General features: G+C 64.8%; 13 protein-coding genes. 6 read left to right on the forward strand and 7 right to left on the reverse strand.

From position 1 onward, the window contains the following. The first annotated feature begins 51 nt into the window (after positions 1–51). Both BRA471DRAFT_RS33610 and BRA471DRAFT_RS33615 read left to right on the forward strand, forming a co-directional pair. The gene (locus BRA471DRAFT_RS33610; RefSeq protein WP_088931262.1) at positions 52–1,629 is read left to right on the forward strand and encodes a sodium:proton antiporter; all 1,578 of its coding nucleotides are present in this window, start codon (positions 52–54) and stop codon (positions 1,627–1,629) included. 78 nt (positions 1,630–1,707) lie between these two features. Then, on the forward strand, positions 1,708–2,478 hold the full coding sequence (locus tag BRA471DRAFT_RS33615; RefSeq protein ID WP_007615402.1) for a hypothetical protein: 771 nt from the start codon (positions 1,708–1,710) through the stop codon (positions 2,476–2,478). Between the two features lie 132 nt (positions 2,479–2,610). On the opposite strand, the gene BRA471DRAFT_RS33620 is transcribed toward BRA471DRAFT_RS33615, so the two are convergent. From BRA471DRAFT_RS33620 to BRA471DRAFT_RS33640, 5 genes are all read right to left on the reverse strand, one after another. Then, a complete protein-coding gene (locus BRA471DRAFT_RS33620; protein ID WP_007615404.1) occupies positions 2,611–3,417 on the reverse strand; it encodes an SDR family NAD(P)-dependent oxidoreductase in 807 nt (268 codons plus the stop codon). A gap of 94 nt (positions 3,418–3,511) precedes the next feature. Continuing rightward, entirely contained in the window at positions 3,512–3,889 is a 378-nt protein-coding gene (locus BRA471DRAFT_RS33625; RefSeq protein ID WP_007615406.1) for a DUF1850 domain-containing protein, read from the reverse strand. Next, positions 3,886–5,997, reverse strand: a complete 2,112-nt coding sequence (locus tag BRA471DRAFT_RS33630) for a TRAP transporter permease (RefSeq protein WP_007615408.1) — start codon at positions 5,995–5,997, stop codon at positions 3,886–3,888. The genes BRA471DRAFT_RS33625 and BRA471DRAFT_RS33630 overlap by 4 nt, the downstream gene beginning before the upstream one ends. 162 nt (positions 5,998–6,159) lie before the next feature. Further along, complete coding sequence (locus tag BRA471DRAFT_RS33635) at positions 6,160–7,107, reverse strand: TAXI family TRAP transporter solute-binding subunit (protein WP_007615411.1); 948 nt, start codon at positions 7,105–7,107, stop codon at positions 6,160–6,162. Between the two features lie 163 nt (positions 7,108–7,270). After that, positions 7,271–7,750, reverse strand: coding sequence for a hypothetical protein (locus BRA471DRAFT_RS33640; RefSeq protein ID WP_007615413.1), 480 nt, complete (start codon positions 7,748–7,750; stop codon positions 7,271–7,273). A 194-nt stretch (positions 7,751–7,944) separates the two neighbouring features. On the opposite strand from BRA471DRAFT_RS33640, the gene BRA471DRAFT_RS33645 reads away from it, so the two are divergent. Continuing rightward, positions 7,945–8,247, forward strand: a complete 303-nt coding sequence (locus tag BRA471DRAFT_RS33645) for a hypothetical protein (RefSeq protein WP_007615414.1) — start codon at positions 7,945–7,947, stop codon at positions 8,245–8,247. A gap of 171 nt (positions 8,248–8,418) precedes the next feature. Here BRA471DRAFT_RS33645 and BRA471DRAFT_RS33650 read toward each other — a convergent pair whose 3' ends face one another. Next, positions 8,419–9,633 (reverse strand): hypothetical protein, encoded by a 1,215-nt coding sequence (locus BRA471DRAFT_RS33650; protein WP_007615416.1) that lies wholly within the window; start codon positions 9,631–9,633, stop codon positions 8,419–8,421. A 70-nt stretch (positions 9,634–9,703) separates the two neighbouring features. Further along, positions 9,704–10,333, reverse strand: a complete 630-nt coding sequence (locus BRA471DRAFT_RS33655; protein ID WP_007615418.1) for a CoA pyrophosphatase — start codon at positions 10,331–10,333, stop codon at positions 9,704–9,706. Positions 10,334–10,401: 68 nt separating this feature from the next. Between BRA471DRAFT_RS33655 and BRA471DRAFT_RS33660 the strand changes: the two genes are divergently transcribed. The 3 genes from BRA471DRAFT_RS33660 to BRA471DRAFT_RS33670 all read left to right on the forward strand — a co-directional run bounded on the left by BRA471DRAFT_RS33660 (position 10,402) and on the right by BRA471DRAFT_RS33670 (position 13,403). Next, the gene (locus BRA471DRAFT_RS33660) at positions 10,402–10,827 is read left to right on the forward strand and encodes a PaaI family thioesterase (protein ID WP_007615420.1); all 426 of its coding nucleotides are present in this window, start codon (positions 10,402–10,404) and stop codon (positions 10,825–10,827) included. A gap of 238 nt (positions 10,828–11,065) precedes the next feature. After that, on the forward strand, positions 11,066–12,076 hold the full coding sequence (locus tag BRA471DRAFT_RS33665) for an aldo/keto reductase (protein ID WP_007615423.1): 1,011 nt from the start codon (positions 11,066–11,068) through the stop codon (positions 12,074–12,076). 13 nt (positions 12,077–12,089) lie between these two features. Continuing rightward, positions 12,090–13,403: a tetratricopeptide repeat protein gene (locus BRA471DRAFT_RS33670; protein ID WP_007615425.1), complete on the forward strand. Its 1,314-nt coding sequence runs from the start codon at positions 12,090–12,092 to the stop codon at positions 13,401–13,403. Positions 13,404–13,556 lie beyond the last annotated feature (153 nt).

Here is a 13,556-nt window from a genome sequence, read left to right on the forward strand (position 1 = left end):
TCTTGCCTTGGGGCCGCACTATCCATCATACGGCCGGATTGGTGCTAGCTTGTGGCGCCGCTCAAATCGGTTTCGGGGATCAAGGTGTCGACATTCGAATGGATCATCGTGCTTCTGCTCGGCGCCGTTGCATTATCGGCGCTGGCGCGGCGGATCAAGGTCCCCTATCCGACCTTTCTCGCGATTGGGGGCGCGCTGATCGCCTTTGTGCCCTCGAGCCCGTCCTGGACGCTGGAGCCCGACCTGGCACTGGCTCTTTTTGTCGCACCGGTCCTGCTCGATGCCGCATTCGACACCTCGCTGCGCGATCTCCGCAACAATTGGGTTCCGGTCTCCACTCTGGTGGTCGCCGCCGTCGGCCTGACCACGGTCGCTGTGGCCTACGCAGCGCACCGGCTGATGCCTGACATGCCCTGGGCCGCCGCGGTTGCGCTCGGCGCCATCGTCGCCCCGCCGGACGCGGCCGCCGCGGTCGCGATCCTGAGCCAGGTGAAACTGCCCTACCGCATGGTCAAGGTCCTGGAAGGCGAAAGCCTGCTCAACGATGCGACCGCGCTTTTGATCTATCGCATCGCCGTTGGCGCGGTCGCCACGGAACATTTGACATGGAATCAGGTCGCGCCGACCATGGCGCTGGCGCTGGTCGGCAGCGTCGTCGCGGGGCTGGTCGCTGGCCGCATCATCCCGCTGTTCATGGAACGCGTGAAGGAAGCGCCGAGCGCGATCATCGTACAGTTCGCCACCACCTTCATGGTCTGGATTGCCGCCGAGCATCTCGGTCTCTCCGGCATCCTCACCATTGTGGTCTACGCCATCACCATCGCTCGCACGGCGGGGGCACGCATGCCTGCGCGGCTGCGGGTACCTTCCTATGCGGTATGGGAGACCATGGTGTTCGTGCTCAACGTGCTCGCCTTCATGCTGATCGGCATGCAGATGCGGCCGATCTGGACGCGGCTGAACGCGGACGTGCGCTGGGAATATTGCGCGGCCGCGGCCTGGATCCTGCTCACCGTGGTCCTGGTCCGGCTGGCCTGGATCACGTTCTACCGGACGACGCTGCGCACGCTGGTGGCGCACGGGATCTATCACCCCAAGGACCCGAAGCAGGTCGCCTCGGCCAAGGGCGGCCTCATCATCTCCTGGTGTGGCATGCGCGGCCTCGTCACGCTCGCCACCGCCTTTGCCTTGCCGGAAAACTTTCCGCATCGTGACTTCATCGTCTTCTCGGCGTTCGCGGTCGTGCTCGGCACGCTGGTCGTGCAGGGCCTGACGCTGCGGCCGCTGATCCTGGCGTTCGGCCTCAAGGACGACGATCCCGTCGGCATCGAGGTCGCGCGCGCCCGCGCCGTCGCCTATCGCGCGGCGCTCGACGCGATCGAGGACGATCCGTCGGAGGAAGCGGAAATCCTGCGGCTCGAATATCGCGCCATCCTGATGCAGGCCGACGACGATCCCCATGGCGGCATCACCAACGGCGAATTGCCGGCCGATCCGCTGCGCCGCCGCGCCATTGAGGCCGCGCGCAAGTCGATCTTCGACCTCCGGGCAACCGAGGTGATCGGCGACGATGCGTTCCACAGGGTTGAGGAGGAGCTCGATCGCGCGGAATTGAGCGCGGGGGGTTAAATCCCCGTCCCCGACAAGAGCCCTGCACAGGTGGCTAGGGCTTTTGAACCAAACGCCGCCTCTCCAGACTCATCCCTCATGACGACCCTGATCGACGACCGTCGTGTGCGCGCGCGAGATGCGTCGCCCGCACGATATTTCTATCTCCACATGGCACTGGCCTGCGCGGCCACCGCCTTTCTCGGCTTCGCACCGACCTATTTTGTGCCGCTCGCCAACCGGACATTGTCCGCAAGCCCCGTCATTCATTTCCACGGCCTGTTGTTCTTCACGTGGTCACTCTATTTCGTGATCCAGACCTGGCTCGCCGCCTCAGGCCGCGTGGTCAATCACCGTGCGCTCGGCATCGCCGGCGTTTCGCTCGCGACCGCGATGACGATCTTCGGCTTCCTCGCCTCCGTCCATGTGATGCAGCATTCCGCGGCGCTCGGACAGAAAGAGGCCGGCATCGCCTTCTCGATCGTGCCGATGAGCGGGATCGCGTTCTTCGCAATGGTGTTCGTGCTCGCGATCATGAACACGCGAAAGCCCGAGATTCACAAACGCCTGATGCTGCTCGCGGCGGTCTCCATCCTCGATGCCGCGATCGCGCGCTGGTTTCTCACTTTCCTCGCGCCTCCGGGACCGCCCGGGCCGCCGCCGGTGCCCGTCACCATAGCGCCTGCGATGGTCGCCTCGCTGCTGCTCGTCGTCGCGATGGTACGCGACTGGCGCACCGAAGGCCGGGTGCACCCGGTCTACATCGCCGGCATACTCGCGATGCTGGCGGTGAAGGTGCTGAACTGGCCGGTCAGCGAGACCGCGGCGTGGCATTCGTTTGCCGGCGGGATTCTGGCGCTGGCGCAGTAATGTCGTCCTGGCGAAAGCCAGGACCCATCACCCCGAATGCGAATTGTTGACAGAGGCTGGAGCCGGCAGCCTTCGCCAAACCGAGCCTTGTGGTAATGGGCCCTGGCTTTCGCCAGGGCGACGAGCAAGGAGCTACGCCCCTGCCTTGCACGTGATCCCGCCGTCCACCACGAGCTCGATCCCCGTCACATATTTCGCTTCGTCCGAGGCCAGGAACAGCGCGGCGTTGGCGACGTCGAAGGCGTCGCCCATGTGGCCCATCGGCACTTGCGCATCGCGCGCGCGCCACATCGCTTCGACGTCGCCCTTGGCGTAACTGGCGGCGAGACCCGCGGAATGCTCCACCATCGGTGTCTTCATCAGACCGGGCAGGATCGCGTTGACGCGGACATGGTGGCGCGCGAATTCGATCGCAGTGGTGCGCGTCATCTGGTTCATCGCCGCCTTGGAGGTGCCGTAGGTGACGTAGGAGATGCCCATGTGGCGGATCGAGGCGATCGACGAGATGTTGATGATGGAGCCGCCGCCCTGCTTCACCATCACGGGGATGACGTGCTTCATGGCGAAGTAGGCGCTCTTGAGATTGACGCTGAAGACGCGGTCCCAGCTCTCCTCGGTCACTTCGACAACGCTGCCCATCTCGGCGATGCCGACATTGTTGTCGAGCACATCGATGCGGCCATAGGCCTTCAGGCACGCCGCGACCATCGCCTCGACCTCGCTCGCGCGAGATACGTCAGCAGTGAAGGCAGTCGCCTTGCCGCCTTCGCCGGTGATGATCTTCGCGGTCTCCTCGGCGGCCGCGCCGTTGCGATCGACGCAAAACACCTGTGCACCCTCGCGCGCAAACGTCACCGCGGTGGCCTTGCCGTTGCCCCAACCCGGCCCGATCGAGCCGGCGCCCACCACCATTGCAACCTTGCCCTCGAGCCGATCCATCGCGTGTCTCCCTTGTTGTTGTTCTTTGTAGCCCGGATGTAGCGCAGCGTAATCCGGGGCCACTGTTCCCGGATTGCGCTGCGCTCCATCCGGGCTACGGATCGTTGCAGACCTTCATCGTGGTGACGTTAGCACCAATGGGATGACCGACAATCTCGGACAACGTCCGACACTTGCCGTCATGGCATAGCCGCCATTCGCCAGCCGCGCCTGAATTGCCCAGTACCACCTCCGGCATCGGCGCGCGCGCGAGCCTCCATTGAAACCAGCCGTCGACGAGCCGCGCCTCAGGCGGCGGCTCCATGCCGGGGCCGGTGCCCTTGACGCGTGCCTGCATCAGTTCGAGCCCGGCGGGGGTGACGCGCCAGTCTTCCTGCCAGTCGACCTTCGCGATCGAATGCGTCCACACCAGCGTGAATGCGGACAGCGCCAGCGCCTTCACGCCTGAGGCTGTGACGAAGCAGAGGCTCACACCGCCTCGACCGGCGCCGGCGGACGCCGCCGCCACTGCCACAGCACGATCGCCGCGGCGAGCAGGAAGCCCGCGGTGTCGCTGAACGGGAAGTCGCCGAGCAGGCACAGCGCGGCGCCGAGCGCGACCACACGTTCGAGGAACATCAGGCGCGTGAACAGGAATCCGATCGCGACCATGCCGAACAGCGCGATGGCCACCAGGGCCTTCAAGGTCGCCAGCGCCACCGCGCCGTAGAAGCCGAGCTTGGCGGCCATGGGATCGCCGGCCTGCAGCATCAGCGCCGGTGAATAGACGAAGATGAAGGGGATGACATAGCCGGCGAGCGCGATGCGCATCGCCTCCCAGCCGATCTTGTCCGGATTCTCCTTCGCGATCGGTGCTGCGGCCAACGCTGCCAGCGCTACCGGCGGCGAGAGGTCGGCCATGATGCCGTAATAGAACGCGAACATGTGGCTCGCGATCAGGGGAACGCCGAGTTTCGCCAGCGCGGGCGCCGCGAGCGCTGCCGTGATGATGTAGGTCGGGATGGTCGGGATGCCGGTGCCGAGCAGGATCGACAGCAGCATGGTCATGATCAGCGCCAGGAACAGGCTCTTCTCCCCGAGGCCGATCACCCAGCCGCCGAAGATGGTGCCGACGCCGGTCTGCGACATCATGCCGATGATGACGCCGACGATGGCGCAGGCCATGCCGACGGTGATGGCGGATTTCGCGCTTTCGGCCAGCGCATCGCGGCAGGCGCGCAGGGCGGAAAACCCGCCGCGCACGAACGCAGTGATCACGATCAGCGCGACGACGACGCCTGCGACCGGCACGATCTGAAGACCGTCGCGCGAGAGCGCGGCGACGACGAGCGCGAGCCCGATCCAGAAGATGTAGCGGATGGCCGTCGAAGGCGCGCCCGTCGTGATGGCGGTGCCGAGGATCAGCCCCACCGTGAGCGCGAGCCCCATGCTGCCGGCATAGAGCGGCGTGAAGCCTTCGAACAGCATGTAGACGAGGGCTGCGAGCGGCAGCACCAGGAACCAACCCTTCACCAGCGCCTTCCAGGCGCTCGGGGTGTCCGACTTCTTCATGCCCGTGAGGCCGTGCTTGCCGGCTTCCAGATGCACCATCCAGAAGGCCGAGGCGAAATAGAGCATCGCGGGAATCGCGGCCGCTTTCACGATCTCCGAATATTGGACGCCGAGCGTCTCCGCCATGATGAAGGCAACCGCGCCCATCACCGGCGGCATGATCTGCCCGCCCATGGAGGCCGTCGCCTCGACGCCGGCCGCGAACGCGCGGCGATAGCCGAACCTGATCATCAGCGGAATCGTGAACTGGCCGACGGTGACGACGTTGGCGACGCCGGAGCCGGAGATCGTGCCCATCATGCCCGAGGCGAACACCGCGACCTTTGCCGGGCCGCCGCGGGTCCTGCCGAATAACCCAAGAGAAACGTCGGTGAAGAGCTGGATCATGCCGGCGCGCTCCAGGAACGAGCCGAACAGGATGAACAGGAAGATGTAGGTCGCCGAGACGTAGATCGGTACACCATAAAAACCTTCGGTACCGAACGACAGATGCGTGACGATCTGGTCGAAATCATAGCCGCGATGGTTGAGCGGCGACGGCAGATACTGGCCGAAGAACCAATAGACGAGACAGGCGCCGCACATCAGCGGGAGCGCCGCGCCCATTAGCCGCCGCGTGCCCTCGAAGATCAGGACGGCGAGCAGCGTGCCGACCACGAGATCGAGGCGCGTCGGATCGCCGTCACGTGCGATCAAATCCGCATAGAAGATCCATTGATAGAGCCCGCACAGAAAGCCCGCGCCGCCGATCAGCCAGCCGATCGCGCGGCCGACATCGCTTTTGGCGGTGAAGTTGCCGATCAGACCGAAGGTGAGGAGAATGAGGAAGCCGACATGGACGCCGCGCACCACCTGGCTCGGCAGATAGTTGAAGGCCGCGACATAAAGCTGGAAGGTCGCGAAGGCGATGCCGATCCAATACGCGAGAGCGCCCCACCAGCCCGGGCCAAAACCTTCCGGAAAACCGTGCTCGAAATTATCGAACTCGACCTTGATGGGCGCTTCGCTGCCCTCTGCCTTCTCGAGCATTTCAACCCATCCCCAATCGTCGAGCGCTTATAGCATTGGCACGGTCCATCCGCGCCGTCATGCCCGGGCTTGTCCCGGGCATCCACGATCTTCCTCGCCTGGCCTTAGAACGTGGATGGCCGGGACAAGCCCGGCCATGACGTCCGATAACGAGGGTCGACCTTACTTGATCAGCCCCTTTTCCTTGTAATAGCGGATCGCGCCGGGGTGCAGCGGAACCGGGCTGCCGGTGGCCGCCGTCTCGAGCTTGATCTCCTTGCCGGCCGCATGCGCGTTGGCGAGCTCGGGCAGCGACTCGTAGACCAGCTTTGTCATTTGATAGGCGAGATCGTCCGACACCGCCGAGCTGGTGACGAGATAGTTGATCACGGCCGCGGTCGGCACGTCCTTGTCCTGCCCGGTATAGGTGTTGGCGGGAATGGTCGCAGCGACGAAGGGCAGGCCGATCTTGTCGACGGTCTCCTTCGGCACCGACACCACCGTGATCGGGCTCGAGGTCGACAGATCCTTCAGCGAGGCCACGCCGAGGCCGGCCGATTGCAGCGTCGCGCCGAGCTGGCGGTTCTTCATGAGATCGACGGATTCGGCAAACGGCAGATACTCGACCTTGCCGAGATCCTTGTAGCTCATGCCGGCTGCCGCCAGGATCGCGCGCGAATTCAGCTCCGTGCCCGATTTCGGCGCGCCGACCGAGAGGCTCTTGCCCTTGAGGTCCGCCAGCGTCTTGATGCCACTCTCGGCGGTCGCGACGATCTGGATGTAATTCGGATAGATCGCGCCGATGGTCCTGAGCTTGTCGAGCTTGGTCTTGAAGCCCGCCTCCTCTTCGCCGTCCCAGGCCGCTTTCAATGAGTCGCCCAGCGTGAACGCCAGCTCGCCGCGACCTTGCTGGAGCAGGATCAGATTCTCGACTGACGCCTTGGTGGCCTGCACCTGCGTCTTCACGTTCGGAATCTTGTCGCCGTAGATCTTCCCGATCGCGACCCCGAGCGGATAGTAGACGCCGGAGGTGCCGCCGGTCAGCACGTTGATGAAGGATTGCGCCTGCGCGCAAGGTGCCGACGCCGCCAGAACAAGAGCCGCGGCCACGCCGAAAATCGTCCGTTTCATGATCTTTCTACTCCCCAAACCGGCCGGGAAGTTGGCCGGATGAGGGGAGCGGGTCAACCCATCCAAAAGTCAAAACAGGACTGCGGTAAATGGCTGTCCTGGCTCGATTTTTGCGGAACCCGGCGGGTGCGGCGAGGTGGCGCAGCCAGATCGGGGCCGCCCCTCACTGGAAGGTCATGTCCAGGCATTTGGAGATGTCGGAGCCGAGGCCGGAGGAGATGATGATGCAGCCGCGGACTTTCTGCGCGCCGACGTCGGCGGCCCAGACCGAGTAGCCACCGGGGCCGAAGAACGAATTGGTGTTCGGAGGCTCGGTCTCGGTGGCGTCGAAATCGTAATGGCCGTCGCTCTCGAAGATGCGCGGCTTCTTGGTGCAGGCACCGTCGGTCTGGACGTTGATGACTTCCTTGTTGTCGCGGGTCAGCGCCAGCGAGACCTGGCAGCGGAAATATTCCGAGGTCTTGGTGTTGAAGAGGTAGGTGTAGGACTTGCAGGTCGCGGTGTTCAGCTTGCCTGGGGCCAGGCCGCGGCTGCACGAAATCCGCTGGTTGTGGCTGAGCTGGTAATCATCGGCCCGGGCGGCCGGCGCAAGCGCCGTCAGCATCAGGCCGGCGGCCCAGCAAGCTTTAATGACGAGGTTCATTCGAATCATCCCCTACCCAATGTTTTTGTCGAATTGCGTTCTAGACGGAAAGCGGAACATAGTCGCGCGGGGACGAAGGGAAAATCACAAACTGCTCGGCAAGACGTGATGCGCTGCGGCGCTTTCGCAAATTGACCTGGAAGCGCCGTTCGTGATTTGTTCAAGCCGGGAGCCTCGATGGGGAGGATAGGGTGATGGCATTTTCGACAAAGACTTTTTTGGTGACGGCCGTGCTCGGCGCGTTCGCGGCGCCCGCATTGGCGCAGACCGCTGCAACACCTTGGGAGCTCAAGCCCGACACCGGCTACGCCTATGACAAGGAGGGCAAGACCTTTTCCTACAAGATGGGCACGAGCAATGCCGGCGAACTTCTGAAGGGTGCCAAAAAGGTGCCGAAGGGCACGTTGTTCTTCCTCGGCCACAACGGTCAGCTCTACATGCGCAGCGGCCCGTACCTGGAAGGCGACGGCAAGTTCAGGTTCGGGTCGGATCAGTAGGGGCGGGACGGCGGGCGACAGCGCCACCACGCACTCGGTGTCATCGTCCGCCTTGTGCGCAATTGCGCACTGGGGCGGACGATCCAGTATTCCAGAGGCAGTTGTGCTTGAACCGAGACGCCGCGGCGTACTGGATGCCCCGCTTGCGCGTGGCATGACAGCTACCGTGAACTAAAACGCCCCGGCCAGTTCCCGCGCGCCGGCATTGTTGCTGTTGCTGTCCATCCTCGTGTCCGTCACCGCCAGCAGCTTCGCCACCGTGTTGTGGCGGATCGCGACCGGGTTGCGCTCGTAGCCGCCGCGCTGGAAGAAGTTCGAGGTCGGCACCTGCTCGCGCATTGCCTGCGGCATCGTCACCATGTCGAGGCCGGTGCCGTCGCCAGTGAGGTTCATCATCTCGAGCTCGGCCGCGCTGAGCGGGCGGGTGTAGCCCTTGGCCCGCGCGAACAGCACCGAGGTGAGCAGCTTGTGGGTCTGCAGCATCGGCCCGATATCGATGTCGAGCACCATGGCATGCATGGCCCAACCCTGCGCGGTGTTGCCGATCTTCTCGTGCTCCGACCAGGAGTCGGGCACCGACTTGGCATGCGCCACCATTTTCTTCAGAACGGTGAGCTTGTGCTCGAGCGACTGACGCGCCGGACCTGAGGTCCGCGCGACCTTGTTAGAGAGCGCGCGGATGAATTCATGGCCTTGCTCGGCCAGCAGCTCGACGCTGTTGGTCGTCAGCAGCTGGTTGTAGCCCATCGCGGTCGAAATGGCGCGCTTGCCGCCATGCTCGATTCCCGCCTGCACGTCGTAACTGCCGGTGCCGCCGGTCTCGAACGCGTAGACCCGCACCGCCTGCTCGCGCGTCAGCCCCGAGGCCAGCGCATAGCGCGCATAGAGGCGCTTGAATTCGACTTCGCTGGACGGCCGCTGCGGCGTGAACTGATAGAGTTCCTGCGCCGCGCGCAGCAGATCGGCGACCACGGGGATCGGCTTTCTCGTCGGACGGTCCGGGCTTTCCTCCGGCTCCGGATTCACCGGCCGTTTCGGGCCGCTATAGAGCGGCGGATGCTCCAGCACGTAATCGTCCAGCGTGATCTGCTGACCGCTGCGCCGCTTGGCGTTGCGACCTTTCCGCTTCTCGGAGATCTGGCTCCAGTAGGCGCCGGCTTCCTGGTCGAAGGCGGCACGTGCCGCCTGATATTCCGCAAGCTTGCGACGATATTCGAGCACGGCCGGTGACGCGCCACCTTGCGCGAAAAACTGCGACAACAGCTGGGCTTTGGCATTGCGGACGGCCGGCGGCAGCGCGTCGGATTCGCCACCGCGCGCGGCAGGCGCGAGCAGGACGAGCGCGAGTGGAACCAGTCTCACGGCATTTCGAATCGATCGATGCATGCTGCCCTCTTAGCAGGCATCCGGTAACTGTCACGTTAACGCGCCGTTTACCTCTTTTTCGCCCATCGCGTCACTTCCAGGCGAATACCGGCTGTTCCAGCTCGGTGACGCGGGTGTGCCGTCCTGCCAGCACTTCGCGGAACTGGTAGATCAGCGCCGCCGTCGGTGCGTGGATCAAGCTCGACTGATGATGGAAGCGGATCACACGGCGCGCGCTCTCGGGGATCCCGACGAAATCGAACGCATCTTCGCGCTCGACCGTCGCGAGCGCGATGCGATGGACGGAGGCGACCTCGTCCGGGTTTGGTTTGATCGCGGCACTATCGGCGGCCCACACCACGACCGGCGTGATCAGATAGCCGGAGCGGGTCGGAAAATCATCGAGCGTGCCGAGCACCTCCGCGCCGGTGAGACGCAGGCCAAGCTCCTCGTCGAGCTCCCGTAGCGCCGCCTCGACCGGCGTCTCACCGGCATCGCAGCGTCCGCCGGGCAAGGCCCATTGACCGCGATGGGCGCGCAGATGCGATGCGCGCAGCGTGAGCAGTAACGCCGTGTCGTCGTTCTCGCTGGCCGCAGTCAGCGCAACTGCCACCGCGGCGCGCTTCAACGCCGCCGGCGCCTCGTCCTCCGGCAGCCGCGTGAAGGCCGCGCAGGCGGCCGCGATATTCCGCCGTGTGACATCGTCGAACGGTCTCATCATGCTTGACTACACCACGTCCGGCCCCGATGAAATGAGATCGCACGACCCGCTCAGGAATGGACGAGGACATGACCAACAAAGCCGCCGCACGGCTGAAAGCAGACGGCTGGACCATCCTGGAGACCACGGGCTTCGTGCACCTGATCGGCCCGTTATGGGAGCGTAAGGTCGACGGCCAGTACGAATTCGCACTCGCGACCGAGGACAAGCACCACAATCGGCGCGGCATGGTCCAGGGCGGCGTGATGATGACGTTCGCGGACCGTACCTGCGGCATGACCGCCCGCTACGTCTCCGGCAAGGAGTTCATGGCGACGGTGCAGCTCGACACTCATTTCGTCGAAGCCGGCCAGATCGGCGATGTCCTGATCTCCCGCCCGCGCGTGGTGCGCTCGACGCGCAGCCTGATCTTCATGAGCACCGAGGTCAGCGTGGACGGCCGCTGCGTAGTGATGGCCAATGGTGTGTTCAAGATTTTGAAGGGGCCGGGGTAGCGGTGCTACGTTCACTGCGCTCCACACATTCCGCCGTCGTCCCGGCGAAGGCCGGGACCCATACTCCGAGGCAAAAATTGCAGCGCGAAGCTGGTAACTCCGAATCTTCGCCAAACCACATCCTGTGGTTATGGGTCCCGGCCTTCGCCGGGACGACGCTGAGGGATTGCCTAGCTGCGCTCGCAATGACGGAGTTAGCTGGATATGCTGGTCGCTCCAGCAAAGCAGAGGACAGCCTATGCAATATCGCCAACTCGGCCGCAGCGGCCTGAAAGTGTCGCCGATCTGCTTGGGCACCATGATGTTCGGCGGGCCGACCGATGAAGCCACCTCAAGGCGGATCATCGCGAAGGCGCACCAGGCCGGCATCAATTTCATCGACACCGCCGACGCCTATTCGAAGGGTGCATCCGAAGAGGTCGTGGGACGCGCCATCGGCAACAACCGTCACGCCTGGGTGCTCGCGACGAAACTTGCGAACCCTATGGGGGACGATCCTAACCGTGTCGGCCTGTCGCGACGCTGGGTGTTGCAGGCGGCGGATGAGAGTCTGAAGCGGCTCGGCACCGACCACATCGACATCTATTATCTGCACAAGGAAGACCATTCGACGCCGCTGGAGGAGACGGTGCGCGCGATGGGCGACCTGATCCGCGCCGGCAAGGTGCGCTATTTCGGCGTCTCGAACTACCGCGCCTGGCGCGTCGCCGAAATCTGCAACATCTGCGACCGGCTCGGCATCGACCGGCCCGCGGTGAGTCAGCCCTATTACAACGCCATGAACCGCATGCCCGAAGTCGAGCACTTTCCGGCCTGCTCCCATTATGGCCTCGGCATCGTGCCTTACAGCCCGCTGGCGCGCGGCGTGCTGACAGGCAAATACAAGCCGGACGCTGCTCCTGACAAGGAGACGCGCGCGGGCCGCAACGACACACGCATGATGCAGACCGAATGGCGGCCGGAATCGCTCCAGCTGGCGCAGGAGATCAAGGCCCACGCCGAGAAAAAGGGCATCACCGCCGGCCAGTTCGCGGTCGCCTGGGTGCTGAACTCCGCCTTTGTCTCCTCGATCGTTGCCGGTCCGCGCACCGAGGAGCAATGGGACGGCTACACCGGCGCGCTCGACTATCGCTTCACCGCGGAGGACGAGGCGCTGATCGACAGACTGGTCGTGCCGGGTCATCCCTCGACGCCGGGCTACAACGACCCGGCCTATCCGATCGAAGGACGCCGCGCGCGGACGGCCTAAGCCGGAGACAGGAATGGCTCTCGAAGATCGCTACGGCCTGCCGCTCTCCACCGCTTCGCCCGAGGCGGCATCCGCTTATCGCGAGGGCGTCGACCTCATGCTCGCGGGCTGGACCGGCACGGCGGAAACGCTGGAGCGTGCGATTGCGGCCGATCCGGATTTTGCGCTGCCCCATATCGCCCGCGCACGCCTGCATGGCTTCTATCAGCAAGGCGATCTGGCGCGGCAGAAGGCGGCCCTCGCGCGCGAGCTCGTGGCGAAACGCGGCACGGAACGCGAGCGTTCGCATGTCGAGACGCTGGCGCTCGCAATCGAGGGCCGGCTGCCGGAGGCGATCGCGGCGACGATGAAGCACGTCGAGGCGTGGCCGCGCGATGCATTGGTGCTGTCGCTGCCGCTCGGCGCCTTCGGCCTATACGCGTTCTCCGGCATGGCCGATCACGACCGCGCGCGGCAGGAGCTATGCGAGCGCGTCGCGCATCACTATGGCGAGGATTGGTGGTTCCTCACTATGTACGGTTGGGCGATGACCGAGAACGGCAATTTCAGTCGCGGCCGCGGCGTCACCGAGCGCGGCTTCAAGCTGCGCCGGCAGAATGCCCATGCCGCGCACGCCGTGCTGCATGCGATGTTCGAGGACGGTTCGATCGAAGCGGCCGACCGGCTCGTCGACGACTGGATCCCCTGTTACGACCGCGCCGGGATCTTGCACGGCCACATCCGCTGGCATCAGGCGCTGGGCGCGCTGGAGCATGGCGATGCCGCGCGGGCGCTCACGATCTATGCCGATGTGCTGCAGCCAAAGGCCACACAGGCGCCGCCGCTCAATGTCATCACCGACGGTGCGTCACTGCTCTGGCGCCTGTCGGCTTACGGCCACGCCGTGCCGAGGACGCTTTGGGTCGAAGCCGATGCCACCGCGCAAAAACTGTTTCCGAAATCGAGCCTGCCCTTCGCCGACGTCCACATGGCGCTGTTCGCGGCTGCGACGCAAAATCGCGAAGCGCTCGCCACACGTCTTGCCGCGATCGAGCAGCGGCTCGCCGATGGCAAGCTGCCGGCCGGTCCCGTGGTACCGGCGGTCTGCCGCGCGCTGGCCGCCTTCGCGGACGAGCAATACGTGGCGTGCGTGCAAATGCTCGCGCCGGTTCTCCGTGAGGTCGTGCGCGTCGGCGGCAGCCACGCCCAGCGCGAGTTGATCGAGGACACTTTTGTCGTTGCCCTGATGCGCAGCGGCGAGCTGCCCCGCGCCCGCGCGCTGCTCGATGCCCGCCTGCACCGCCGCCCATCCTTGCGCGATGCGCGCTGGCAGGCGGCAATGGGGTAGCCCTGCCACGAAAAAAACACCGGCCTGACGGCAAGTGCCGGCCGGGAATGGATTGGGCGATAGGGGCGAATCGCCGTTGGGGTGGCGCGGTGGTATTTCAGACGGATTGGGCTGAACAAACGGGATCGCAACCAATTTGCGGTTCGCTGGTTA

The organism is Bradyrhizobium sp. WSM471 (assembly GCF_000244915.1).
In the GTDB taxonomy this organism is placed as follows: Bacteria; Pseudomonadota; Alphaproteobacteria; order Rhizobiales; family Xanthobacteraceae; genus Bradyrhizobium.